Raw genomic sequence first — 25,296 nt, 5'->3', positions numbered from 1 at the left:
TGATGCTCCGCACCCTTGCCGCTGCAAACCTTTGATTTTGCTCGTGGTCCGGCGCATTGTGCGGTCCGCGTCACGGGTATAAACTTTGCGCACTTTACACAGAGGCCACTAACGGTTCCCGTGGAACTGTTCAGTCAGCATGAAACCGATTCAGCTGCCCCTAGGTGTGCGTCTGCGTGATGACGCCACCTTTATCAACTACTACCCAGGCGCCAATGCCGCTGCACTCGGCTATGTCGAGCGGCTTTGCGAAGCCGACGCTGGCTGGACCGAGAGCCTGATCTATCTGTGGGGCAAGGATGGGGTAGGGCGCACGCATCTGTTACAGGCCGCTTGCTTGCGGTTCGAGCAATTGGGCGAGCCGGCGGTGTATCTGCCCTTGGCCGAGTTGCTGGATCGCGGCGTTGAAATCCTTGACAACCTCGAGCAGTACGAACTGGTCTGCCTGGATGACCTCCAGGCCGTGGCCGGCAAGACCGATTGGGAAGAGGCGTTGTTTCACTTGTTCAATCGGCTTCGCGACAGTGGTCGGCGCTTGCTGATCGCCGCCTCGACATCGCCGCGAGAGCTGCCAGTGAAACTGGCGGACCTCAAGTCTCGTCTCACCCTGGCGCTGATTTTCCAGATGCGCCCTCTTTCCGATGAAGACAAGTTGCGTGCATTGCAATTGCGGGCTTCGCGCCGTGGCCTGCACCTGACCGACGAAGTCGGGCATTTCATCCTCACCCGGGGCACCCGCAGCATGAGCGCGTTGTTCGAATTGCTCGAGCGTCTCGACCAGGCCTCACTCCAGGCCCAGCGCAAGCTGACCATTCCTTTTTTGAAAGAAACTTTAGGCTGGTAAAACTGTCGTCAGATGATGGCTTAAAGCCTCTTCTGAACCCGGCGAAGCCCGCGGTTTTACTGGGTCGAAGGCCTGTATCCCGTTCAGGACGGGGCTAAGCGCTTAGATGGTAACGAGAAATCAAGAAGTCACATTTGCATCGATTGAATTTGCAAATGAGATTGATAGAAGGCATAGTCTCGCCATCTTTACTACTTCAGCCACGGTCGTGCCCATGCTAAGTCGCTTCGCACCCCTCGTGCCTCTCGCACTCGTTACCCTGTTGTTTGGTTGCGCTGCCCACTCTCCAGTGACCCAGCAAGCGCCTCAACCACAGGTCAAGAATTCCGTTATCGCCCAGTCTTCCTCCGTTGCGTTCCAGGAAGAAATGGCCTCCGATAAAGAGCTGGCGGACTTTGCCGGCAGCAAGCCTTATCAGCTTCCAGTTCTGGCAGACAGCATCCTGGAACGCGGCATGTCCTTGATCGGCACGCGTTATCGTTTTGGTGGCACCTCCGAAGCAGGCTTCGACTGCAGCGGTTTCATCGGTTATTTGTTTCGTGAAGAGGCGGGCATGAACCTGCCGCGCTCCACTCGCGAAATGATCAACGTAAAAGCCCCGCTGGTTGCCCGCAATCAACTTGAACCCGGTGACTTGTTGTTCTTCAGCACCAACGGTCGTCGCGGTCGCGTCAGCCACGCCGGTATCTACCTGGGCGACAACCAGTTCATCCACTCCAGCAGCCGCCGCAGCGGTGGGGTGCGAATCGACAGCCTGGGCGACAGCTACTGGAGCAAGACCTTCATCGAAGCCAAGCGCGCCCTCGCCATGGCACCGACTGTGGTCACCGCTCGCAAGTAAGCACACAGTTTGTGGGGCAAACTTAAAGTCTTACTTGAAGTTTGCCCGATAGGCGCTAGAATCCATGATCATTGATTGATGGCAATCCGCCTGCGCTCTGCGCAGGCGGCTTTGTTTCCATCACCACGGCAGAAAAGCCGCATCCAGATCAGGATTGTTCTGCTTATGTCGACGTCGGCCCGCCTCGCTCTCATGTTTCTCGCCGCGCTGCTCAGCGCATGCGCAAGCCGCACCCCACCGCCTGCGCCGGTGCGGGCCCCAGTGGTTTTTGCGCCTTCCCAAACTTTTTCTCCTGCCGCCGAAGACGTGCTTTTTCGAGCGCTGGGCCTGGTTGGCACACCCTATCGCTGGGGCGGCAACACGCCCGATTCAGGTTTCGATTGCAGTGGTTTGATCGGCTACGTGTACCGTGACGCTGCCGGTATTGCCCTGCCACGTTCCACGCGGGAAATGATCAGCATGCGCGCGCCAGCTGTTGGCAAGGAGGCGTTGCAGAGCGGTGACCTGGTGTTCTTCGCCACCAATGGCGGCTCCCAGGTCAGCCATGCTGGGATTTACGTAGGGGAAGGGCGTTTCGTCCATGCGCCGGCCACCGGCGGGACGGTCAAGCTCGACAGTCTTTCCAAGGCGTATTGGCAAAAAGCCTACCTGGGCGCCAAGCGTGTGCTGCAGCCGGAACACCTGGCGCGTAATCCCTGAGATATAGCAACTTGGCTGATGAGGCTTCTGTGGCGAGGGAGCTTGCTCCCGCTCGGTTGCGTAGCAACCGCTGAAAAGCTAGGGGCTGCTGCGCAGCCCAGCGGGGCGGTGCGACGTTTCGCTAAATCCCCTCGCCACAAGCATCAGCTTACTTTGCCGACACCCGCCAAATCTTGTTCCCCACATCGTCAGCCACCAACAACCCTCCCTGCTTATCGATCACCACACCCACCGGCCGGCCCTGGGCCTTTTCGTCTGTGCTGAGGAAGCCAGTCAGCACGTCCACAGGCTGTCCCACCGGCTTGCCGCCATTGAACGGGACGAAGATCACTTTGTAGCCACTGTGGGGTTTGCGGTTCCAGGAGCCGTGCTGCCCGATGAATGCACCTTGGGTAAAGGGTGCGGGCAACTTGCTGCCCTCGGCGAAAGTCAGCCCCAAAGAGGCGGTGTGAGGGCCGACGGCATAGTCCGGAGCGATAGCCTTGGCCACCAGGTCCGGGTTCTGCGGCTCGACCCGGACGTCGATGTTCTGCCCGTAATAACTGTAGGGCCAGCCATAAAAGCCTCTGTCTTTCACCGAAGTGATGTAGTCCGGTACCAGGTCGCTGCCGATCTCGTCCCGTTCGTTGACCGCCGTCCACAACGCCCCGCTGCTGGGTTCCCACGCCAGGCCGTTGGGGTTGCGCAGACCCGAGGCGAAGATGCGGTGCTTGCCCGTGGCCCGGTCCACTTCCCAAATCGCCGCGCGCCCTTGCTCAACCTCCATGCCATTTTCCGCGACGTTGCTGTTGGAGCCGGTAGTGACATACAGCTTGCTGCCGTCCCGGCTGGCGATCACGTTTTTGGTCCAGTGGTGGTTGAGGGTGCCGCCCGGCAAATCGACGACTTTGGTGGGTTGCGCCTTGATCTGCGTATCACCCTCCTTGTAAGGGAAGCGGATCAACCGGTCGGTGTCGGCGATGTACAGGTCATTCCCCACCAAGGTCATGCCGAACGGCGAATTGAGATTTTCCAGGAAGATCGTCCGGGTTTCGGCGATGCCGTCGTGATTGGCGTCTCGCAGCAATGTAATGCGGTTGGGACTGGGCACGCCAGCGCCGGCACGCCCCATGACTTTTTTCATCACCCAGCCCCGAATGCCCTTGGCGTCGTCGGGCTTGGGTGGCGCGTTGGTTTCCGCCACCAACACATCGCCATTGGGCAAGACGAACAGCCAGCGCGGATGGTCCAGTCCCTCGGCGAACGCGACCACTTGCAGGCCCTGGGCCGGGGTTGGCTTGGCGCCATCCGGCCAGCCGACGGCTTCGGCGATGTTCACCGTGGGAATCAGGGTCTTGTTCGGTTCGGGCAGTTTCGGCGACGGGCCGAAACCGTCGGACACCTGCAACGTGGAAGACTCGCCACAAGCAGCAAGCCCAGTAGCAAGGGCGATGATAAAAAGATGCGGTGGCTTGAGCATGCGCGCTTCCCTATGAATGCATGTGGTTATTCATAGAGAAGCGTAGCCGTGGGATGGTTCAACCGTCAGCTATGAGCCTGTTTCAGTAGCACGGCGATGCCGGGGTGATAATGGCCGGCCTCGTTGCGCAACTTGCGGTAGGCGTAGGGGAAGTACCAGGCCACGGCGCAGGTGTTTTCTTTCTGCAAGTCATCGATCATGTCCTGCAGCTCTTCGGGCGTGGCGCTTTGCTGGACTTTTTGCGGGGCGACGAACAAGCAGCCCACCTTCAAGTCGCTGGCATAGCTGATACGTTTGGCGTCGCTGGCGGCTTCTTGCAACGGTTGGGTCAGGTTCAGGTTGTTGACCTTGGGCCAGCGTTGCGTGGCCTGGATGAACACGCGTTCGTCGCTGCTGGCGATCAGCAGGTCGGCGCTGGCGTTACGCTCGCCTTCTTCATTCTGTTTGCGGGTCGGGGCATTTTGCAGCGTGACCATTTCAGCCATCCAGGCTGCTGCTGCCAGCAGTCCGAGGTTGGCTTTCTCATCGTGCCAGTAGGGTGTGTCGTTATCGCCGCGCACGGCGTTGTAACGGTCGATGCAGTCGAACCAGCGTTCCAGCACCGGGCGCAGGAATTCCAGTTTTGGATTGCTGATGATCATGCCTTGCATGTATTTGCCCTCTTGTTCTTGTGATATCGGGTCGTAGTGTCTCTTTGATATCACTTGCCGCAGATTCACACAAGATAGGCGTCAGTTTATTGATCAGGGCCGAGTAGCGAACCGAAACAGCTGGCGGCTTTAATTGACGCTCCACCCCCAACCCTCTAACCTTCGCGGCTTGTTTCAGGTGCTCTATGGCCGTGGCCGATAGGGTGAAACAGGGAAGCCGGTGAGTGCACACGAACCCGGCGCTGCCCCCGCAACGGTAAATGAGTAAACGCTGTGTACAGGGCCACTGTGTCGCAAGACATGGGAAGGCGCGCAGCCCGGCACCACGCCGCTCATGAGCCCGGAGACCGGCCTGATTCATCCAACGGCATCACGGTGGGCGATGCCAGGCTCCTTGCCGTCTTTTTTTGTGCCCGCCCGCCGTTATCCAGTCCCAAACGGAGAGCTCCCCATGACCGACACGCCTGATCGCGACGAACGCCACTTGGCGCGCATGCTGCGCAAAAAAGCCGTGATCGATGAGCGCATTGCCAATTCACCGAACGAGTGCGGCCTGCTGTTGGTGCTGACCGGCAACGGCAAGGGCAAGAGCAGCTCGGCGTTCGGTATGTTGGCCCGGGCCATGGGACATGGCATGCAGTGCGGCGTGGTGCAGTTCATCAAAGGGCGCAACAGCACCGGCGAGGAGCTGTTTTTCCGCCGCTTCCCGGAGCAGGTGCGCTTCCACGTGATGGGCGAGGGCTTTACCTGGGAAACCCAGGATCGCCAGCGTGACATCGCCGCAGCCGAAGCGGCCTGGGCCGTATCGCGCCAACTGCTCGGCGATCCATCGATTGGCCTGGTGGTGCTTGATGAGCTGAACATCGCTCTCAAGCACGGCTACCTCGACCTCGATCAAGTCCTTGGCGATCTGCAGGCCCGCCCGCCGATGCAGCATGTAGTCGTGACCGGCCGTGGCGCCAAGCCCGAGATGATCGAGCTGGCCGACACCGTCACCGAAATGGGCATGATCAAGCACGCGTTTCAAGCAGGCATCAAGGCGCAGAGGGGCGTCGAACTGTGAGCAATGCTTCGATGACCAGCCGCCACTGCCCGGCGGTGTTGATCGCCGCCCCGGCTTCGGGCCAGGGCAAGACCACCGTCACCGCCGCCCTGGCCCGCTTGCATCGCAACCAGGGACGCAAGGTGCGCGTATTCAAATGTGGCCCGGATTTTCTCGACCCGATGATTCTCGAGCGTGCGAGTGGCGCGGCGGTCTATCAGTTGGATATGTGGATGGTCGGCGAGCAGGAAAGCCGGCGACTGCTGTGGGAAGCCGCCGCCGAAGCGGACCTGATCCTGATCGAAGGCGTCATGGGATTATTCGACGGCACCCCGTCCAGCGCCGACCTGGCGCGGCATTTCGGCGTGCCGGTGCTGGCCGTGATCGATGGCACCGCCATGGCCCAGACCTTCGGCGCCCTGGCCTTGGGCCTGGCCCGCTATCAACCGGACTTGCCTTTTGCCGGCGTGCTGGCCAATCGGGTCGGCACCTTGCGTCATGCGCAGTTGCTCGAAGGCAGCCTCACCGAAGGCCTGCGCTGGTACGGCGGGCTCTCGCGGGAAACCGGCATCGAATTGCCCAGCCGCCACCTGGGCCTTGTCCAGGCCAGCGAGTTGAACGACCTGGATGTTCGCCTCGACGCCGCCGCCGAGGCGTTGGCCAGCAGTTGTGAAGTCGCGCTGCCGCCCATGGTCGAATTCGCGGCGCCCGAACCGGCCGCCGTTGAGCCGTGGCTCGACGGCGTGCGCATTGCCGTGGCCCGGGATGAAGCGTTTGCCTTCACCTACGGCGCAAGCCTGGATCTGCTGCGGGCCATGGGCGCCGAGCTGCGCTTCTTTTCGCCGATTCATGACACCTCCCTGCCTGAGACGGACAGTCTTTACCTGCCCGGCGGTTACCCGGAACTGCATCACGTTGCCCTGGCCGGCAACGCGCCGATGCTCGCGGCGATCCGTGCGCACCATGAGGCCGGCAAACCGCTGCTCGCCGAATGCGGCGGCATGCTGTATCTGCTCGATTCATTGACCGACCTCGAAGGCGCTCGCGCCGACCTGCTCGGCCTGTTGCACGGTGATGCGCAGATGCAGACACGTCTGGCGGCCTTGGCGTTGCAGTCGGTTGAACTGCCGGAAGGCACCCTGCGCGGGCATACCTATCATCACTCCCTGACCAGCACTGAGCTGGCGCCGATTGCCCGTGGTCACAGCCCTAACGGTGGGCGCGGGGCTGAAGCGGTTTTTCGCCAAGGACGGATGACGGCTTCCTACGTGCATTTTTATTTCCCGTCCAACCCGAGGGCCGTTGCCGCGCTGTTTGCGCCGGATCTTGAGCCCATTGGCGCGAGCAGGCAATGACCGATAACGCCTTCTCCGAGGCCGAACGCGAAGCCGTCTACCGCGCTATCGCCGAACGCCGTGACATGCGCCACTTCACCGGCGGCACGGTCGAACCGGCGTTACTGCGCCGACTGCTGGAAGCGGCGCATCGGGCGCCCAGCGTCGGGCTGATGCAACCTTGGCGGTTCATTCGCATCAGTGACCGCGCCGTGCGGGGGCAGATCCGCGAGCTGGTGGAGCAGGAACGCATCCGCACCGCCGAGGCCTTGGGCGAGCGCAGCGATGAATTCATGAAACTCAAGGTCGAAGGCATCAACGACAGTGCCGAGGTGCTGGTGGCGGCCTTGATGGACGATCGCGAGCGGCACATCTTCGGCCGTCGGACGTTGCCGGAAATGGACTTGGCCTCGCTGTCCTGCGCGATCCAGAATCTGTGGCTGGCGGCCCGCGTCGAAGGGCTGGGAATGGGCTGGGTGTCGCTGTTCGAGCCCCAGGCGCTGGCAGACCTGCTGGGCCTGCCCTCCGGGGCCAAGCCGTTTGCCATACTTTGCCTGGGCCCGGTAGAAGGTTTTTACCCGGCGCCGATGCTCGCCCTGGAAGGCTGGGCGCAACCGCGTCCGCTCGACGAATTGCTGTATGAAAATCGTTGGGGCGTGCGGCCATGAGCGTGGCGTTGCTCAGTGCCGCCGCGGTCGCGCTGGATGCGCTGTTGGGCGAGCCTCGGCGCGGGCATCCGCTGGTCGCTTTCGGCCGTTTCGCCAACCGTATCGAACAACGGTTCAATTCCGGCGGGCGCGGCTGGCGCAGTCATGGCGTCACGGCGTGGATCATTGCCGTCCTGCCACTGACCCTGCTGGCCACGGCACTGTCCTGGGCACCGCTGGTGGGCTGGTTGGTGGATATTCTGGCGCTGTACTGCGCCCTTGGCCTGCGTAGCCTCGGCGAGCACGTCGAGCCGGTGGCGCGGGCGCTGCGCAAGGGCGATCTGGATGAAGCGCGCCAGCGTGTCGGCTATCTGGTCAGCCGCGAAACCGCTGAGCTGGATGAAACCGCCGTGGCCCGCGCCGCGACTGAGTCGGTACTGGAAAACGGCAGCGACGCGGTATTCGCCGCGCTGTTCTGGTTCGCCGTGGCCGGTGCGCCCGGAGTGGTGTTGTACCGGTTGAGCAATACCCTCGACGCCATGTGGGGTTATCGCAACGCGCGTTTCGAGCGTTTCGGCTGGGCGGCGGCGAAGATCGATGACGTGCTGAACTATATTCCCGCGCGCCTGGTGGCGTTGACCTACGCCGTGCTCGGCAAGACCCGTTTGGCGCTCAAGTGCTGGCGTACCCAGGGACCGACCTGGGACAGCCCCAATGCCGGGCCGGTGATGGCCGCCGGTGCCGGAGCGTTGGGCGTGGAACTGGGGGGCGCGGCGGTGTATCACGGCGAACTGCATCAACGCCCACCATTGGGCGAAGGCGTGCCGGCGAGCGCCGATTCTATCGATCGCGGCTGGCAATTGGTCCAGCGCGGCGTATGGTTATGGCTGCTGATTCTCTGCCTCGGAGCCGAGTTTTATGCTTGAACACGGTGGGCGACTGCGCAACGCGGCCCGGCAATACGGCATTGCCGAGGCCGACTGGCTCGACCTGTCCAGCGGCCTGGCGCCCTGGCCGTTCGACATTCCGACTATTCCACTGCGCGCCTGGGCGCGCCTGCCCGAAATCGACGATGGCTTGGAGCAGGCTGCTTGCGATTACTACGAGGCAGCGCATGTGCTGCCGGTGGCGGGTTCGCAAATGGCTATCCAACTGCTGCCGCGCCTGCGCCGGGTCGGCAAGGTCGGCGTCTTGTCGCCCTGTTACGCCGAGCACGCCGAAGCCTGGCGCCGCAGTGGCTACATCGTGCGTGAAGTACTGGAAGCGGAAGTGGACTTCTTTCTCGACAGCCTCGACGTGCTGGTGGTCGTCAACCCCAACAACCCCACGGGCCTGAGCCTGAGCCCCGAACGCCTGCTGGACTGGCATGCCCGGCTGGCCCAGCGCGGCGGCTGGCTGGTGGTGGATGAAGCGTTCATGGACGTCACTCCGCAGCTGAGCCTTGCCGCCCATGCGCATCAGGTCGGGTTGATCGTGTTGCGCTCGTTCGGCAAGTTTTTCGGCCTGGCCGGGGTTCGCCTGGGGTTTGTCCTGGCCGAGCGGCACTTGCTCAAGCTGCTCGCCGAACAGGTCGGGCCGTGGGCCATCAGCGGACCGACCCGGGTGCTGGGCCAGGCGTGCCTGCTGGACACTGAGGCGCACGCGCGTCAACGACTGCGCTGCGAACAGACCAGTCAACGCTTGGCACTGGTGCTGGAGCGCCATGGCTTCAAGCCGCAGGGCGGCTGTGGGTTGTTCCAGTGGCTGATCACCGAGCATGCCCAGGCGCTTCACGACTTCATGGCCCATCGCGGCATTCTCCTGCGGTTGTTCATCCACACCAGCAGCCTGCGCTTCGGGCTCCCTGCCGATGACGCTGAATTCTCGCGCCTCGAACAGGCGTTCGAGGCCTACGCCAAGGACATTCGATGACCACCTTGATGGTGCAGGGCACCACCTCCGATGCCGGCAAAAGTACCTTGGTCACGGCGCTGTGCCGCTGGGTCAGGCGTCAAGGGGTGAGTGTGGTGCCCTTCAAGCCGCAGAACATGGCCCTCAACAGCGCGGTGACCGCCGATGGTGGCGAAATCGGCCGGGCCCAGGCCGTCCAAGCCCAGGCCTGCGGCCTCGAACCGCATACCGACATGAACCCGGTGCTGCTCAAGCCCAACAGCGATACCGGCGCCCAGGTCATCATCCATGGCCGCGCCGTGACCACCATGAACGCCGTGGCCTATCACGATTACAAGGCCATCGCGATGCAAGCGGTGCTGGCTTCCCATGAACGCTTGAGCGCCGCGTATCCCGTCGTCATGGTGGAGGGCGCCGGGTCGCCGGCCGAGATCAATCTGCGGGCCGGCGACATCGCCAACATGGGCTTCGCCGAGGCGGTGGATTGCCCGGTGTTGCTGATTGCCGACATCAATCGCGGCGGGGTATTCGCTCATCTGGTCGGTACCTTGGAACTGCTTTCGCCCAGCGAACAGGCGCGGGTCAAGGGCTTTGTCATCAACCGCTTTCGCGGTGATCTGGCCTTGCTGCAACCTGGCCTGGATTGGTTGCAAGCGCGCACCGGCAAACCGGTGATCGGCGTATTGCCCTACGTGATGGATTTGCATCTGGAAGCGGAGGACGGTCTCGACCAGCGCCAAACCGACAAAGCCGAACAGGTGCTCAAGGTGGTGGTGCCGGTCTTGCCGCGTATCAGCAACCACACGGATTTCGATCCGCTGCGCCTGCATCCGCAAGTCGACCTGCAATTTATCGGCCCCGGCCAAGCCATCCCGCCAGCGGATCTGGTCATCCTGCCCGGTTCGAAAAGCGTGCGCAGCGACTTGGCCTACCTGCGGGCCAACGGTTGGGAAACGGCAATCCATCGCCACTTGCGTTACGGCGGCAAATTACTGGGCATCTGCGGTGGTCTGCAGATGCTCGGCCAGCACGTCCACGATCCGCTCGGGCTCGAGGGCGCGGCGGGCTCCAGCCCCGGGCTGGGGCTGTTGGATTTCGCAACGACGCTCGAGCGCGAGAAGCAACTGCGCAATGTACGTGGGCGACTGGCCTTGGAGGATGCCGAGGTCAGCGGGTACGAAATCCATGCCGGCGTGACCACCGGCGCCGCGCTGGAAAACGCCGCTGTCTATCTGGATGACGGCCGCTGCGATGGCGCGCAGAGCCTCGATGGACAGGTTTTTGGTACGTATCTGCACGGGCTGTTCGAATCACCGGCGGCCAGCAGCGCCTTGTTGCGCTGGGCCGGGATGCAGGATGTGCAAACGGTGGATTACCACGGGTTGCGCGAGCGGGATATCGAGCGGTTGGCGGATCTGGTCGAGCGGCATCTGGATACTGGGCTGTTGCGTGAGCTTTGTGGGATCCATGGCGAGCCGGCAGCCACTTCGCCTATTTGAAGGAAAAAAACATGCTGCAACTGATCCTCGGCGGCGCCCGTTCCGGCAAGAGTCGCCTGGCTGAAAAACTCGCCACGGACACAGGATTGCCGGTGACTTACATCGCCACCAGCCAACCGCTGGACGGCGAGATGAACGAGCGTGTCGCCCAGCACCGCGCCCGGCGTCCGGTGGAATGGGCGTTGCTGGAAGAGCCGTTGGTGCTGGCGCGGGTGCTACGCGATAACGCCGCCAGCGATCGATGCCTGCTGGTGGATTGCCTGACCCTTTGGCTGACCAATCTATTGATGCTCGACGATCTCGGGCAACTGAACGCCGAGCGCGAAGCACTGTTGAACTGCCTCGACTCGCTGCCCGGTGAAATCATTTTTGTCAGCAACGAAACCGGAATGGGTGTTGTGCCGCTGGGCGAGTTGACTCGCCGTTACGTCGATGAAGCCGGTTGGCTGCATCAAGCCCTGGCCGAATGTTGTCAGCGCGTCGTGCTGACCGTTGCTGGCCTGCCCCTGACTCTCAAAGGTACTGCGTTATGAATCACCGGTGGTGGCTGGAACCGTGCAAGCCTGTTGATCTCCAAGCGCTGGAACAGGCCGCGGCCCGTCAGCAACAACTGACCAAGCCGGCCGGCTCCCTGGGACGACTGGAGTCGGTGGCGGTGCAACTGGCGGGCCTGCAGGGGCAAGTCAAGCCGAGCCTGGACCGGCTGTGGATCGCGATTTTCGCCGGTGACCACGGTGTGGTGGCTGAGGGCGTATCGGCCTTTCCCCAGGAAGTGACCGGGCAGATGCTGCTCAATTTCGTCAGCGGCGGCGCGGCCATCAGTGTCCTGGCTCGGCAATTGGGCGCCTCGCTGGAAGTGGTCGACTTAGGTACTGTCACGCCCTCGTTGGACCTGCCCGGCGTGCGCCATTTGAACGTGGGGCCTGGCACCGCCAATTTCGTCCAGCGTCCGGCCATGACCGTTGCCCAAGGCGAGCAGGCCTTGCAAGCCGGGCGTGACAGCGCAATGCGCGCCTTGGCGACCGGGACGCAATTGTTCATCGGCGGCGAGATGGGCATCGGCAACACCACGGCGGCCAGCGCCCTGGCCTGTGCCCTGCTCGAATGCCCGGTAGCACATCTGGTCGGGCCGGGCACAGGGTTGGATGCGGCGGGTATCAGCCGCAAGACTCAGGTGATCGAACGGGCGCTGGCGCTGCACAAGGCCCAGAGCGAGGATCCGTTGCAGACCTTGTTCAACCTCGGCGGATTTGAGATCGCAGCATTGGTCGGTGCGTATCTGGCCTGTGCCCAGCAGGGCATCGCCGTGCTGGTGGATGGGTTCATCTGCAGCGTCGCGGCCCTGGTGGCGGTGCGGCTCAATCCCGCATGCCGGCCGTGGTTGCTGTTCGCTCATCGCGGTGGCGAACCAGGTCATCGCCATGTGCTGGAAACCCTCGGCGCTGAACCGCTGCTAGACCTCGGTTTGCGCCTGGGCGAGGGCAGTGGTGCGGCGTTGGCGGTGCCACTGTTACGCCTGGCTTGTGACCTTCACGGGCAAATGGCGACGTTTGCCGAAGCGGCCGTGGCGGATCGTCCGGCATGACCTTGCGCCTGGACCTGCTGCGTCACGGCGAAACCGAACTGGGCGGCGGCTTGCGCGGCAGCCTCGACGATGCGTTGACGGCCAAGGGCTGGGAGCAGATGCACGCGGCGGTCGCACGAGGCGGACCGTGGGATCGCTTGGTCAGTTCGCCTTTGCAGCGCTGCGCTCGTTTCGCTGAGCAGCTCGGCAGTCGACTCGGCGTGCCGGTGCAAGTGGACAAAGACCTGCAGGAGCTGCATTTCGGCGCCTGGGAAGGCCGCAGCGCGGCGGCTTTGATGGAGAACGACGCCGAAGCCCTCGGCCGCTTCTGGGCCGATCCTTATGCCTTCACGCCGCCCGAAGGCGAGCCGGTGCTCGAATTTTCGTCGCGTGTCTTGAGGGCGATCGAACGCTTGCACCAGGCCTACGCCGGGCAGCGTGTCTTGCTGGTCAGCCACGGTGGCGTGATGCGCCTGTTGCTGGCCCGGGCCCGTGGCCTGCCGCGCGAGCAGTTGCTCAATGTCGAAGTCGGCCACGGCGCGCTGTTTTCCCTTTCAGTGTCGGCCGGCTCCGTGCTTGAAGAGGCGAATTGACGATGCTGCCCTTCTGGATCGCCTTGCAATTTCTGAGCAGCGTGCCGATTCGTCTGCCCGGCATGCCCGAGCCTGAACAACTGGGCCGTTCACTGCTGTTTTACCCTTTGGTGGGGCTGTTGTTCGGTGGCGTGCTGTGGTCGCTCGATGCGCTGTTGCTCGGCACGCCCTCGCTGCTGCATGCCGCGCTGTTGCTGGCGGCGTGGGTGCTGCTCAGCGGCGGGCTGCATTTGGATGGCCTGGCCGACAGCGCCGATGCCTGGGTTGGCGGTTTCGGCGATCGTGAGCGCACGTTGCTGATCATGAAGGATCCTCGCAGCGGGCCGATCGCTGTCGTTACGCTGGTGCTGGTGTTGCTGCTCAAATGGGCCGCGCTGGCGGCGCTGATCGAGCAGGAGCAGACGTTGGCGCTGCTTGTCGTGCCGATGGTAGGGCGCGGCGCATTGCTGGGGTTGTTCCTGACGACGCGCTATGTGCGCGCCGGTGGGCTGGGCCAAGCGCTTGCCGATCATCTTCCGCGGCGCCTGGGCTGGCAGGTGTTGGCCGCCTGTGCGCTGGGTTGTGTATGGCTGGCGGGTTGGGCAGGGCTATGGTCGCTGGCGGTCGCCGCGCTGGCATTTTTCGGGTTGCGACAGCTGATGCTGCGCAGGCTGCAGGGATGCACCGGCGATACCGCCGGCGCCCTGCTGGAACTGTTGGAAATGGTCGTTCTGGTGACCCTGGCGTTGGGCTGAATCCGGTCCTCGCCGGCACGCAACCGTTGATTTAAATTTGCATTCATTCAGTCGCGGGTATATACACGCATCATGCTTCCTTCCCAATGTCTGTGCATCAACCTGCGTCGTGCCGCTCGAGGCGTCAGCAGGTATTACGACGGCGCTCTCGACGGCTTCGGGATCAACGTCGCCCAGTATTCTTTGCTCAATAACCTGGCGCGCCTGGACCAGCCGAGCATTTCCTCGTTGGCCGAGGCCATGGGCCTGGACCGCAGCACCCTGGGGCGCAACCTGCGGGTGCTGGAAGGCGAGGGGTTGGTGACCCTGGCCGAGGGCGACGACCTGCGCAACCGTATCGTCGTGCTCACCGAGACAGGGCATGCGCGGTTGGCGGCGGCGTTGCCGGCCTGGGAAGCGGCGCAACAGAAACTGATCGACAAGCTTGGCGCCGAGAAACGCGCGACCTTGCTGGCCTTGCTGGATGAACTGGCGTGACGCTGGTTCGTCCGATGATAAGTGGGTATATACCCGCGACCGGAGAATAACAATGACATCGATGTGGCGTACCTGTGGTTGGGTCCTGGTCGGCAGTGCGCTGATCCTGGCGTTGTCGTTGGGTGTGCGGCATGGCTTCGGCCTGTTCCTCGCGCCCATGAGCGCCGAGTTCGGTTGGGGTCGCGAGGTGTTTGCCTTTGCCATTGCCTTGCAAAACCTGATCTGGGGCTTGGCGCAACCGTTCACCGGCGCGCTGGCCGATCGCTTCGGTGCGGCGAAAGTGGTATTGATCGGTGGCGTTCTCTACGCACTCGGGCTGGTGTTGATGGGCATGGCCGATTCGCCATGGTCGCTGTCGTTGAGCGCTGGCTTGTTGATTGGCATCGGCCTGTCTGGCACGTCGTTCTCGGTAATCCTCGGCGTGGTCGGGCGGGCGGTGCCGCCGGAAAAACGCAGCATGGGCATGGGCATCGCCAGTGCCGCCGGCTCGTTTGGCCAGTTCGCCATGTTGCCGGGCACGCTGGGTTTGATCGGTTGGCTCGGCTGGTCCGCCGCGCTGCTGGCGCTGGGGCTGCTGGTGGCGTTGATCGTGCCGTTGGTGAGCATGTTGAAGGATGCGCCGGCGCCACTGAGCGGCAACGAACAAACCCTCTCCGAAGCGTTGCGCGAGGCGTGCGGTCATTCGGGGTTCTGGCTGTTGGCCGTGGGCTTTTTTGTCTGCGGCTTCCAGGTGGTGTTCATCGGCATACACCTGCCGGCCTATCTGGTGGACCAACACCTGCCCGCCAGCGTCGGCACCACTGTGTTGGCCCTGGTCGGGCTGTTCAATATCTTTGGTACCTACACCGCCGGGTGGCTGGGCGGGCGCATGTCCAAGCCGCGCTTGCTGACCGGGCTTTATTTGGCGCGAGCGGTGGTGATCGGCCTGTTCCTTTGGCTGCCGGTGACGACCACCACGGCCTACGTGTTCGGAATGGCGATGGGCTTCTTGTGGTTGTCGACGGTGCCGTTGACCAATGGCACGGTGGCGACCCTATTTGGCGTCCGAAATCTGTCGATGCTGGGTGGGATCGTGTTCCTGTTTCACCAGTTGGGATCATTCCTCGGCGGCTGGCTGGGCGGCGTGGTGTACGACCGCACCGGCAGCTACGATTTGATCTGGCAAGTGTCGATCTTGCTCAGCCTGCTGGCGGCGGCGCTGAACTGGCCGGTGCGTGAACGTCCGGTGGCGCGTCTGCAAGTCCAGGCCGGTGCGGCATGAGTCGCGTCGGCCCATGGTTGCTCGCGGCCGGTGCGGCTCTGCTGCTGGCGTTCGCCTGGTGGGGCTGGCACCAGGGCGGGCTGGCCTTGATGCAACTGGGCATGGGTAGCTGCTGATTGATGGACGGCACCTGTCGCGGCGGAGTAACGTCTTGGTCTGACAGGCTTACAAGGAAAATCCGACATGCTGATGCGTTGGCTTGCTGTTCCCGCCCTGCTGCTGGCTGTGTCCGGGCACGTATGGGCGGCTGATTGCCCGCCGTTGCTGGAAGGCTCATTGCCGAAGTTGAGGGCCAAGGAAACCGTCGATCTGTGCCAGCGTTTCGCCGGCAAGCCCTTGGTGGTGGTCAACACCGCCAGCTTCTGTGGGTTCGCTCCACAGTTCAAGGGACTGGAAGCGCTGAACCAGCGCTACAAGGGCGAAGGGCTGGAGGTGCTGGGCGTACCGTCCAATGATTTCAAACAGGAGTCCAAGGATGGCGCGGAGACGGCCAAGGTCTGCTACGTCAACTATGGCGTAACCTTCACCATGACCGAGCCGCAACCGGTACGGGGCTCGGACGCGATTCCGTTGTTCAGGCACTTGGCCGAACAATCCAGCGCGCCGAAATGGAATTTCTACAAGTACGTCGTGGACCGCCAGGGCAACGTGGTCGGCAGTTTTTCCAGCCGGGTCAAGCCAGACGATCCTGATTTCATCAAGGCAGTGGAAACGGCCATCGCTTCCAAACCCTGACCGCCAGCCACGAAAAAGCCCCGCCCTCTTTGCAGGGAGCGGGGCTTTTTATCGCTTCAAGTGACGAGCGGCTGCCTGGTTACAGTCAGCCTCGCCGTGAATTATCAGAAGCGGTAGGTTGCACCGACACCGAAGCCGTTGGCGCTGTTTTCGTATTCAGCGTTGTAGGCCTGGCCCAGAGCGTTGCTGCTGTTGACGCTGACTTTTTCTTCCTTGAGGTAGGAATAAGCCACGTCGATGGTCAGGTCTTCGGTTGGGCTCCAGCCGGCACCCAGGCTGAAGATGGTCCGGTCGCCGGTAGGAATGCGTGGCGAGCGGTCGGTGTTGTTGGTTGGTGACTGGTCGAAGGTCAGGCCGGTGCGCAGTACCCACTGTTTGTTCAACTGGTAGGAGGTACCGATGGCGTAGGCCCAGGTGTCGTGCCAGTTCTGTTCTTCGGTAATGGTGCCAAAAAGCAGTGGATTAAAGCCGCCGCCACTTGTGCCTACATCGTTGTTCACTGTGATGTCTTTCAGGCGGCTCCAACGAGTCCAGGTACTACCGGCATAAACGGTCCAGGCGTCGTTAATTTGTTGAGTAACCGAGAAGTCCACGGACTCAGGTGTTGTGATGTCCAGCGAGGCGTCGTAGCGCTCGGCACTCAGCAGAGGAGGAGGTGTGCCAGCCCCGGGGTTAACTTCGGTGTGACCCTCAAGCTTGTATTTGACCTTGGAGTGATAAGTCAGGCCGACACGGGTGGTATCGGTTGGCAAGATCAGTACGCCGATATTGTAGCCATAGCCAATGTCATCACCCTTGATCTTCACGTTGCCTTCGGGCACGCCTGGTACCGGCACGTTCAACGCCGACTCCAACGAACCCGATAGCCGGTTGATGGTCGGGCCAAAACCAATCGACACCTTGTCGTTGAAGGCGTAGCTGATAGTTGGCTGGAAGGTGACGACCTTCACTTCGCTCTTGCTGCCGAAATTGCGGCCCTGGAAGCTGTTTTCATAGTCGGTGATCAGGCCAAACGGGGCGTAGACGCCCAGGCCGAAAGCCCATTGATCATCGATAGGCTTGACGTAGTAGCCCATCGGAACGCCAGTGAACGGGACCATGTCGCCATCGTTGGTGCCGGACTGGGTGCCGCTGGTGTCGTTGAGATCAGTGGACGCGTCGATGACAGCGAAACCACCGGTAACTTGTTGGCGCTTGAGGCGCGACATGCCGGCAGGGTTGCCGAACACGGTGCTCGCATCATCGGCAGAAGAAGAACGACCCGCGAAGCCAGTGCCCATGCCACTGATGCTTTGTTCGTTCAAGGCAAAGCCACTGGCAAAAATTTGGGTGGATGCCAAGGTAACGGCAAGGCCAAGGGTGGTTTTGAGCATCATTTTTTTCATTGTTAGAACTCCAGGTGATCACCGAGGCGAAAATTACCAACATTTTCGGTCTAGCGCTATAGCTTGTATGGCTTGATTTAGAGGGGTTTTGTAGGACAATCTGACCAAAATCGCCGCTTTTGTAGGAACTTTCCTTTTTTCCGTTCAGCAAGCCACCTGATTCAGCGGCGAAACACAGTTTTGCCAGGCGCAAGTGAAATCTCGCAGGCGACCTTGAGGGTGAAAAGTCTGTCGCCAGATCCGGGCCATACCCAGCAAGTCGTCGGCACTGGGCAATGGGGAGGCTTGTTCTTCGACCAGCAACCAGGCGATGGCGGTGGCGTAGCGCAGGTTGACGGTCAATTCCAGATGGGGGCTGCTCAGGAAGGCATGTTGGCTTGCCAGGCCGCGAACCAGGCTGGCACGTTCCGGATCCAGCGCCAGATAATCGTCCCACAGCGCTTGGTGGCGAGGTTCGGTAATGCGGTACAAACCGTGTCCGCGGCGATCATGCAAGGCAGCGCCCAGACCGGACTGGCTGGCGGCAATACCCAGCAACAAGGTCTCCGCCGTGGTGCTGTGACGCCCCAGGTAAAGGAGCGTCGGGCGGATCACGTATCTACACAGTTCGCTGGCGGCGATACCCATAAAACCCTCGAGATGGGAAATGGGCGAAGCCTGACGGTAAGGGCTTGGCAGCGAGTGGATCGGATCAGGCTTCGCCGAAAGCGGATCATGCCGCTCGAGTTGAAGTGTAGTGTCATATCTGTGCTGTAAAGGACTGTTTTTAAACCAAGTTCGTCGAACGGTTATGACTGTTATAGCGGTTTGTGCTTAAGCCGTTGCGCTTTATCGAGAAACCTTGGGCAATAAAAAGCCCCGCGTTTTGGGCGGGGCCTTTGGGGTTTTCAGTTGTCTCGGGTCTCAGGCAACCAGTGCCTGACGGGTACGCTCGATCACGGCCTGCAGCGGTTCTGCGCTGGAGTACTGGTCGGGATACAAGCGTTCGCTGTGACGAGCGATGCCGTGTTCGTTGACCAGCGTGAAGCTGAAGCAGCCTTTGCGAGCGGCCATGATCAGGCAGTTCATTGGGGCAAAAGCGTTGGTTAGGGTGCGGATCGCATCCTGCGTGTGGATTTGAGTAGACATGTTATGGGTGTTCCTACAAATGACACGGTTAAGAACCGTGCAACGTTAAAACGTTCCAGTAACGTCGACCACCGTTGGTCGAACGAAGAGCCTGACTGGAACAAAGCAGCCAGTTTGAGCGCTATATGAGTGCGCGCTTGGGCTGGCAGGTAGGTACTTAGGAGGGCAGGCAGCACATCAAGGGCAAAGGTTCTGGGCCCGGGGTGAAGATCCTGATCAATTTTGCAGGTTGGTTCGGTCAGAGTAGTGAGCCTGGCAGCACGCTTCGCATTCGTTCGAAGTGTATTGGCGCAAGGGTTACCTGGAAACCATCGAGGGGGGCGGTCTCTTTTTTCAGTAAGGCGTCCTTTTTAGGATGGCTGACCGTAGAGATGTTTCCGACCCGGAATTGACTTTCAGCTTGGTACTAACGCCGCGGATACTAACGGATCGAATAGTGGAAGGGAAGGGCTCTTGTCAAAAAAGATTCGATCCGGCCCAGGCACGGCGAAAATAATGGCCTGATGCCATAGATCTGCGCTTGTCCACAGGGTTTTCTGCGCCGTAGGTGCCAACAAAGCGCGGCGATATAACCACTTCGGCTGTTACTTGTACACACTCCCGGTGCGGACTGTCACGGTATTGTCATGTTGGAACAATCGGGGGTGGGTGCCTGCATCCAAAATTTAAGTCAATGAAAAACATCGCTTTTTTTGACTGGTGAAAAAATCGTCAGTTTGAGCGCAGGCCCCGTTCCACAGGGCTTGCGGACAGTTCAGGGTAGGTTGTCCACTGAGTTATCCACAGCTTCTGTGGATTGTCCCAAGCGCTTGCTCTAGCACGGGGGGTGCTGGTTTTTTCGACTTTACCCGCACGAAAAAAGGAGTAGAGTGGCGCGCCTTCCGATCTGTCCCGTAGTGCGTCATGAAGTTTCGCTCAGTATCAAATCCTGTTACCTCGGTACCCCCGGGTGTTACCCCGCCCAAGCGCATGTCGATGCGCGTCGCCGAGTGGCTATTGGATAGCCCACGCCTGGGAGAACGCCCCAGCGTCAAGCATCTGGCCGGCCGTTTGCTCAAGCAACCGGCCCGAGAAGGGGTGGTGGCTGCACAAAGTCGCCTCGGGCAACTGATGTGTCGCGAATGCGGTAATGCGCGGGACCGGCGCATCGGCCACGACTTGTTACGCCAAGCCGCCCGGGCCGGCGATCACCGCGCCCGCCTGGCGCTGGGTGAAATCGAAGACTGAGCTGGGCAACGCTTGGCTGCTTGGTTAACCTTCGGGCTTTATTTGATCGGCAGGAACTGTCATGGCTTTGGATTTGACCAGCCTGTTGCTGGGCCTGGCGGGCGCAGCAGTGCCGTTGCTGGCGCTGGCCTGGCACCTGCAACGCCGGGCCACTGCCGCGCAGACTGAGCTGGCATTGCTCGAAGAGCGCCTGAGCACGGCCCACATGGCCCACGATGGGCTGAACGCCCAACTCGATGCCTGTCGCGACGAAATCAGTGACCTGAGCCAGGCCAATGCCGCCAAGCAAGCTGAACTTGCCGCCGCGTGTCGCGAGGTCGAGTTGCTGCAGGTCGAGCGCGACAACGCCAGGGACGCAGCCCATGCCTGGAACCTGGAGCGCGCCAATAAAGAAGCGGAACTGCGACGCCTCGATGCCCACGCGGCTTCGTTGCAGGCCGAATTGCGCGAGCAGCAGGAAAGCCATCAGCAGCGCCTGGACGACTTGCAAGGTTCGCGAGATGCGTTGCGGGCCCAGTTCGCCGAGCTGGCCGGGAAAATCTTCGATGAGCGTGAACAGCGTTTCGCCGAAACCAGCCAGCAGCGCCTGGGGCAATTGCTCGATCCGCTGAAGGAACGCATCCAGTCCTTCGAAAAACGCGTCGAGGAAAGTTATCAGGCCGAGGCGCGCGAACGGTTCTCCTTGGGCAAAGAACTGGAGCGGCTGCAACAGCTGAACCTGCGCCTGAGCGATGAAGCCACCAACCTGACCCGTGCCCTCAAGGGACAAAAGACCCAGGGCAACTGGGGGGAGCTGATCCTCGAGCGAGTGCTCGAACATGCCGGTTTGGAAAAGGGCCGCGAATACCAGACTCAGGTCAGTCTCAAAGGCCCGGACGGTGAACGTTTCCAGCCCGACGTGCTAATTTACCTGCCCGGCGACAAGCAAGTAGTGGTCGACTCCAAGGTCAGCCTGACGGCCTATCAGCAATACGTCGCCGCCGAAGACGACGCCATCGGCCAGCTTGCCCTCAAGCAACATGTCGTATCGTTGCGCGCTCACGTCAAAGGCTTGGCCGGCAAGGATTACAAACGCCTGGACGGGCTGCACAGCCTGGATTTCGTGTTGCTGTTCGTGCCGATCGAAGCGGCATTCTCCGCCGCGCTGCAAGCCGAGCCGAACCTGTTCCAGGAGGCGTTCGATCGCAACATCGTGATTGTCAGCCCGACCACCTTGCTGGCGACGTTGCGGGTGATCGACAGCTTGTGGAAGCAAGAGCGCCAGAGCCAGAACGCCCGGGAAATCGCCGAGCGGGCGGGGTGGCTATACGACAAATTCGTCCTGTTCATTCAAGACCTGGACGAAATCGGCAGCCGCTTGCAACAGCTGGACAAAGCCTACAGCGCCGCACGCAACAAGCTGACAGAAGGGCGCGGCAACCTGATCAGCCGCAGCGAACAGCTGAAATTACTCGGTGCCCGGGCCAGCAAGAGCCTACCGCCCGAGTTGCTTGAGAGAGCGATGGCGGATGTGGATGGGTTGCCTGAGTTGCCGGAAGAAGCCGAGCCCTCTCAAGGTTGACCCCCCGTGGCGAGGGAGCTTGCTCCCGCTGGGCTGCGCAGCGGCCCTCTGGATTTGCCTGACACACCGCAAGGGGACGCTGCGCATCCAGCGGGAGCAAGCTCCCTCGCCACGATAGAATGCAGTTGCTCTCTAAAGCGGCAAATGCCGGCTCAACAAAGCCCTCAACGCCGCAGGCTTGACCGGTTTGGCCAGGTAATCCAGGCCCGCCGCATGCACCTGCGCCACCGTCTCGGGCCGGCCGTCGGCACTGATCACCACCCCCGGCACCGGTTCGCCCATGCGCGTGCGCAGCCAGGTCATCAGCTCGGTACCGGTCTCGCCGTCGTCCAGATGAAAATCCACCAGCGCCAATTGCGGGCGGACCCCTTGGGCGAGCCAGCGCTCGCATTCTTCACGGTTGCGCGCCGTCCGTACCTGGCAACCCCAGCGGGTCAGCAGACTGTTCATGCCGACCAGGATGCTGTCTTCGTTATCGACACACAGCACCTGTGCGCCGCTGGGCAACTGGCCGTTGGGTTCGGGCGCGATCTGGGGCTCGACGGCTTGGGTTCGGGCTAACGGCACGCTGACGCTGAAGACACTGCCGCACCCCGGCCAAGAGCGGACCCGTAACGTGTGGCTGAGCACGCGGCACAGCCCGTCGGCAATCGCCAGGCCCAGGCCCAGTCCTTTCTCGGCGCGGGTCTGATGGCTGTCGAGGCGTTTGAATTCTTCGAAGATGACCTGCAGTTTGTCTTCGGCAATGCCCGGCCCGCGATCCCAGACCTCCAGGCACAGCTCGCCGTCGCGGCGGCGTACGCCCAGCAGCACCGGTCCCTTGGCGTAGCGAAAGGCATTGGTAAGGAAGTTCTGCAGGACGCGGCGTAGCAACTTGATGTCGCTGTCTACCCGCAGCCGTGAACCGCGAACCCGGAATTTAAGGCCTTGCTCGCGCGCCAGCACCGTGAACTCCGCGCCGAGCGTGTCAAACAGGTCGCTGAGGGCGAACGGTTTGCGATCAGGGTTGATCTTGCCGTTTTCCAGCCGGGAGATGTCCAGCAGGTCGGTGATCAGATCTTCGGCCGAGCGCAACGAACTGTCCAAATGCTGCACCAATTGCTGGGCTTCGCTCGGCAAGCCTTCGTGCTGATGGGACAGCGCCGCGGAGAACAGGCGCGCGGCATTGAGGGGTTGCATCAGGTCATGGCTGACTGCGGCGAGGAAGCGGGTTTTGGATTGATAGGCCGCTTCGGCCGTGCCTTTGGCGTCGGTCAGCGCCAGGTTCAGTTGCGACAGCTCGCGGGTGCGTTCGGCGACCCGCTGCTCGAGCCCTTCGTTGGCGTCGGTCAAGGCTTTTTCAGCTTCGCGGAACGCGGTGATGTCAGTAAAACTCATGACAAATCCGCCTCCGGGCATCGGGTTGCCGATCAACTCGATCACCCGGCCGTTGGGGAACAGCCGTTCCGAGGTGTGCGCGCGCCCCTGGCGCATCCAGTGCAGGCGCCGGGCGACATGGACTTCAGCCTCGCCAGGACCGCAAAGGCCGCGCTCGGCGTTGTAGCGGATGATGTCGGCAATCGGTCGGCCGACACTGATAAGGCCGTCGGGATAATTGAACAGTTCCAGGTAACGGCGGTTCCACGCCACCAGCCTGAGGGACTGGTCCACCACGCTGATGCCCTGGGTGATGTTTTCGATCGCGCCTTGCAGCAGCGCGCGGTTGAACTGCAACACCTCGGACGCTTCGTCGGCGATCCGCACGACGTCTTCCAGTTGCATCTCCCGGCCTTCGATCGCCGCTTTCACCACCGCCCGCGTCGAAGAAGCCCCGAGCACACCGGCCAGCAGGCGCTCGGTGTGGGCGATCCATTCGCTGTCGGCGTTCTGGCTCGGGTTGAAGCCTTTGCCTTGGCGATAGGCGAACCGGATAAAGCTCTGGCGCGCCCGTTCTTCGCCGACGAAGCGGGCGGCCAGTTGCAACAGGTCGTCGATTTGCACCGCCAGCATCGAGCGCGGGTTGGGGCGAGCATTGATCTCCTGGCCGATAAACCGTCCGGCCTGCCAATGTTCCGACACACGCGTGCGCGACAACACCGAGACCCAGGCGAACAGAATGAAGTTGCCGGCCAGCGACAGGACTACGCCTTGCGTCAATGGGGTGATCGGCAGGTCCAGTGGATTGCCGTGCAGCCAGGCCAGGCCGGGGAAACTGCTCAACGACCAACCCAGGCTGTGGGCGGCGATCGGCAGCACCAGCGTGTAGAACCAGAGGAAAATCCCTGTGGCGAGGCCGGCGAACACACCGCGTCGGTTCGCCTGCTTCCAATACAGCGCACCGAGCATGGCGGGCGCCAGTTGCGTCACGGCGGCGAAGGCGATCTGGCCGATGGTCGCCAGGCTCGCCGTCGAACCGAGCAGTCGATAGCTGACGTAGGCCAGTAGCAGGATCACGACAATGCTTACCCGACGTACCGACAGCATCCACTGGCGGAACACTTCGAAGGGCCGCTCGGCGTTGTTGCGGCGCAACAGCCAGGGCAGCAGCATGTCGTTGGAAACCATGGTCGACAAGGCGACGCTCGCGACGATGACCATGCCGGTGGCGGCCGAGGCGCCGCCAATGAATGCCAGCACCGCCAGGGCTGGATGAGCCTGGGCCAGTGGCAGGCTGATGACGAACGAATCCGGCAGCACGGAGGTGGGCAGCAGCATTTGCCCGGCAAGTGCGATCGGCACCACGAACAGCGCGGCCAGGGCCAGGTAGGCGGGAAACACCCACTTGGCCAGGCGCAGGTCCTGAGGGTCGATGTTTTCTACCACGGTGACGTGGAATTGCCGGGGCAGGCAAATGATCGCCATCATCGCCACCCCGGTTTGCACCACCATGGATGGCCAGTTGATGGTTTCCTTCCAGTATTGCTCCAGGCGAGGCGCGAGCATCGCCTGGTTGAACAGATCGTCAAAGCCGTCATAGAGGCCATACGTGACGAACGCGCCAACCGCCAGGAAGGCGAACAGCTTGACCAGCGATTCGAAGGCAATCGCCAGCACCATGCCGCGGTGGTGTTCGGTGGCATCCAGGTTGCGCGTGCCGAACACGATCGTGAACAGCGCCAGGATCAGCGAGACAATCAGCGCCGTGTCCTGGGCGCGGGTGCCCATTGCATCGGCACCCGCGCCGATCAGCAGGTTCACTCCCAGCACGATGCCCTTGAGTTGCAAGGCAATGTAGGGCAACACGCCGACCAGGCAGATCAACGCGACCACGATCGCCAGGGACTGGGACTTGCCATAGCGGGCGGCGATGAAGTCGGCGATGGAGGTGATGTTCTCCTGCTTGCTGATCATCACCATTTTCTGCAGGACCCACGGCGCAAACACCAGCAGCAGGATCGGCCCGAGGTAGATCGGCAGGAATGACCAGAGCTGTTCGGCGGCCTGGCCCACGGCGCCAAAAAACGTCCAGCTGGTGCAATACACCGCCAGCGACAAGCTATAGACCCAGGCCCGCACGCGCGGCGGCAACGGCGTGCTGCGCCGATCACCGTAGAAGGCGATGGCAAACATGATGGCCATATAGGCCAGGGCAACAACGGCGATCAGCCCGCTGGACAGCGACATGGATACTCCCAGACAAATCCTTCCGGGCTTGAGCCCGGCACGACAGTCTCGCATGCCCGCTCGGGTTCGTCAGTGTCGACCAAGGTCGAGGCATGGGGGTAGTCTTGGTGCCCAAGCCTTTTT

Annotated in this window: 24 protein-coding genes and 1 riboswitch; of the genes, 18 read left to right on the top strand and 6 right to left on the bottom strand. The window is 61.9% G+C overall.

Annotation, left to right across the window (positions count from 1 at the left end):
* Positions 1-139: 139 nt before the first annotated feature.
* From hda to J3P95_RS18595, 3 genes are all read left to right on the top strand, one after another.
* Positions 140-844, top strand: coding sequence for a DnaA regulatory inactivator Hda (gene hda / locus J3P95_RS18605; protein WP_434558213.1), 705 nt, complete (start codon positions 140-142; stop codon positions 842-844).
* A 214-nt stretch (positions 845-1,058) separates the two neighbouring features.
* Positions 1,059-1,685, top strand: a complete 627-nt coding sequence (locus J3P95_RS18600; protein ID WP_434558212.1) for a C40 family peptidase — start codon at positions 1,059-1,061, stop codon at positions 1,683-1,685.
* A gap of 165 nt (positions 1,686-1,850) precedes the next feature.
* On the top strand, positions 1,851-2,384 hold the full coding sequence (locus J3P95_RS18595) for a C40 family peptidase (RefSeq protein ID WP_434558211.1): 534 nt from the start codon (positions 1,851-1,853) through the stop codon (positions 2,382-2,384).
* A 148-nt stretch (positions 2,385-2,532) separates the two neighbouring features.
* Here J3P95_RS18595 and J3P95_RS18590 read toward each other — a convergent pair whose 3' ends face one another.
* A complete protein-coding gene (locus tag J3P95_RS18590) occupies positions 2,533-3,843 on the bottom strand; it encodes a PQQ-dependent sugar dehydrogenase (RefSeq protein ID WP_434580154.1) in 1,311 nt (436 codons plus the stop codon).
* Between the two features lie 65 nt (positions 3,844-3,908).
* Entirely contained in the window at positions 3,909-4,493 is a 585-nt protein-coding gene (locus J3P95_RS18585) for a hypothetical protein (RefSeq protein ID WP_434558209.1), read from the bottom strand.
* A gap of 159 nt (positions 4,494-4,652) precedes the next feature.
* Positions 4,653-4,863, top strand: a riboswitch (cobalamin riboswitch).
* A gap of 81 nt (positions 4,864-4,944) precedes the next feature.
* Here J3P95_RS18585 and cobO point away from each other — a divergent pair.
* The 13 genes from cobO to J3P95_RS18520 all read left to right on the top strand — a co-directional run bounded on the left by cobO (position 4,945) and on the right by J3P95_RS18520 (position 16,269).
* A complete protein-coding gene (gene cobO, locus J3P95_RS18580) occupies positions 4,945-5,556 on the top strand; it encodes a cob(I)yrinic acid a,c-diamide adenosyltransferase (RefSeq protein ID WP_434580155.1) in 612 nt (203 codons plus the stop codon).
* Between the two features lie 11 nt (positions 5,557-5,567).
* On the top strand, positions 5,568-6,890 hold the full coding sequence (locus J3P95_RS18575) for a cobyrinate a,c-diamide synthase (RefSeq protein ID WP_434580157.1): 1,323 nt from the start codon (positions 5,568-5,570) through the stop codon (positions 6,888-6,890).
* Complete coding sequence (gene bluB, locus J3P95_RS18570; RefSeq protein WP_434580158.1) at positions 6,887-7,537, top strand: 5,6-dimethylbenzimidazole synthase; 651 nt, start codon at positions 6,887-6,889, stop codon at positions 7,535-7,537. The genes J3P95_RS18575 and bluB overlap by 4 nt, the downstream gene beginning before the upstream one ends.
* Positions 7,534-8,442, top strand: a complete 909-nt coding sequence (cbiB, locus tag J3P95_RS18565; protein ID WP_434558206.1) for an adenosylcobinamide-phosphate synthase CbiB — start codon at positions 7,534-7,536, stop codon at positions 8,440-8,442. Before bluB ends, cbiB begins: the two co-directional genes overlap by 4 nt.
* Complete coding sequence (cobD, locus tag J3P95_RS18560; protein ID WP_434580160.1) at positions 8,435-9,427, top strand: threonine-phosphate decarboxylase CobD; 993 nt, start codon at positions 8,435-8,437, stop codon at positions 9,425-9,427. The genes cbiB and cobD overlap by 8 nt, the downstream gene beginning before the upstream one ends.
* Positions 9,424-10,905 carry a cobyric acid synthase gene (locus J3P95_RS18555; protein WP_434580162.1) on the top strand — a complete coding sequence of 494 codons (1,482 nt, stop codon included), beginning with the start codon at positions 9,424-9,426 and terminating at the stop codon, positions 10,903-10,905. The genes cobD and J3P95_RS18555 overlap by 4 nt, the downstream gene beginning before the upstream one ends.
* Positions 10,906-10,916: 11 nt before the next feature.
* Positions 10,917-11,438 carry a bifunctional adenosylcobinamide kinase/adenosylcobinamide-phosphate guanylyltransferase gene (gene cobU, locus J3P95_RS18550; protein ID WP_434558203.1) on the top strand — a complete coding sequence of 174 codons (522 nt, stop codon included), beginning with the start codon at positions 10,917-10,919 and terminating at the stop codon, positions 11,436-11,438.
* The gene (cobT, locus tag J3P95_RS18545; RefSeq protein WP_434580164.1) at positions 11,435-12,490 is read left to right on the top strand and encodes a nicotinate-nucleotide--dimethylbenzimidazole phosphoribosyltransferase; all 1,056 of its coding nucleotides are present in this window, start codon (positions 11,435-11,437) and stop codon (positions 12,488-12,490) included. Before cobU ends, cobT begins: the two co-directional genes overlap by 4 nt.
* Positions 12,487-13,062 carry an alpha-ribazole phosphatase family protein gene (gene cobC / locus J3P95_RS18540; protein ID WP_434580166.1) on the top strand — a complete coding sequence of 192 codons (576 nt, stop codon included), beginning with the start codon at positions 12,487-12,489 and terminating at the stop codon, positions 13,060-13,062. The genes cobT and cobC overlap by 4 nt, the downstream gene beginning before the upstream one ends.
* A gap of 2 nt (positions 13,063-13,064) precedes the next feature.
* Positions 13,065-13,796 (top strand): adenosylcobinamide-GDP ribazoletransferase, encoded by a 732-nt coding sequence (locus J3P95_RS18535; RefSeq protein WP_434580168.1) that lies wholly within the window; start codon positions 13,065-13,067, stop codon positions 13,794-13,796.
* Between the two features lie 72 nt (positions 13,797-13,868).
* Positions 13,869-14,273 (top strand): MarR family winged helix-turn-helix transcriptional regulator, encoded by a 405-nt coding sequence (locus tag J3P95_RS18530; RefSeq protein ID WP_434558199.1) that lies wholly within the window; start codon positions 13,869-13,871, stop codon positions 14,271-14,273.
* Positions 14,274-14,325: 52 nt separating this feature from the next.
* Positions 14,326-15,534 carry an MFS transporter gene (locus tag J3P95_RS18525; protein WP_186640643.1) on the top strand — a complete coding sequence of 403 codons (1,209 nt, stop codon included), beginning with the start codon at positions 14,326-14,328 and terminating at the stop codon, positions 15,532-15,534.
* A gap of 183 nt (positions 15,535-15,717) precedes the next feature.
* Positions 15,718-16,269: a glutathione peroxidase gene (locus tag J3P95_RS18520; protein ID WP_186640644.1), complete on the top strand. Its 552-nt coding sequence runs from the start codon at positions 15,718-15,720 to the stop codon at positions 16,267-16,269.
* Positions 16,270-16,373: 104 nt separating this feature from the next.
* Here J3P95_RS18520 and J3P95_RS18515 read toward each other — a convergent pair whose 3' ends face one another.
* The 3 genes from J3P95_RS18515 to J3P95_RS18505 form a co-directional block, all read right to left on the bottom strand.
* Complete coding sequence (locus tag J3P95_RS18515) at positions 16,374-17,654, bottom strand: OmpP1/FadL family transporter (protein WP_434558196.1); 1,281 nt, start codon at positions 17,652-17,654, stop codon at positions 16,374-16,376.
* 144 nt (positions 17,655-17,798) lie between these two features.
* Positions 17,799-18,281, bottom strand: coding sequence for a hypothetical protein (locus J3P95_RS18510; RefSeq protein WP_434558195.1), 483 nt, complete (start codon positions 18,279-18,281; stop codon positions 17,799-17,801).
* 276 nt (positions 18,282-18,557) lie between these two features.
* Positions 18,558-18,782 carry a hypothetical protein gene (locus J3P95_RS18505; protein ID WP_007898912.1) on the bottom strand — a complete coding sequence of 75 codons (225 nt, stop codon included), beginning with the start codon at positions 18,780-18,782 and terminating at the stop codon, positions 18,558-18,560.
* 903 nt (positions 18,783-19,685) lie between these two features.
* Between J3P95_RS18505 and J3P95_RS18500 the strand changes: the two genes are divergently transcribed.
* Together J3P95_RS18500 and rmuC are read left to right on the top strand one after the other, a co-directional pair.
* Entirely contained in the window at positions 19,686-20,009 is a 324-nt protein-coding gene (locus J3P95_RS18500; protein WP_434558194.1) for a sel1 repeat family protein, read from the top strand.
* A 175-nt stretch (positions 20,010-20,184) separates the two neighbouring features.
* Positions 20,185-21,570, top strand: coding sequence for a DNA recombination protein RmuC (rmuC, locus tag J3P95_RS18495; RefSeq protein WP_186614509.1), 1,386 nt, complete (start codon positions 20,185-20,187; stop codon positions 21,568-21,570).
* Positions 21,571-21,702: 132 nt separating this feature from the next.
* Here rmuC and J3P95_RS18490 read toward each other — a convergent pair whose 3' ends face one another.
* Positions 21,703-25,173, bottom strand: coding sequence for a hybrid sensor histidine kinase/response regulator (locus J3P95_RS18490; RefSeq protein WP_434580172.1), 3,471 nt, complete (start codon positions 25,171-25,173; stop codon positions 21,703-21,705).
* Positions 25,174-25,296: the final 123 nt, after the last annotated feature.

This window comes from Pseudomonas sp. Z5-35 (assembly GCF_051131945.1).
Taxonomy (GTDB): Bacteria; Pseudomonadota; Gammaproteobacteria; order Pseudomonadales; family Pseudomonadaceae; genus Aquipseudomonas; species Aquipseudomonas marvdashtae.
This window is presented reverse-complemented; position numbering and strand designations above follow the sequence as displayed.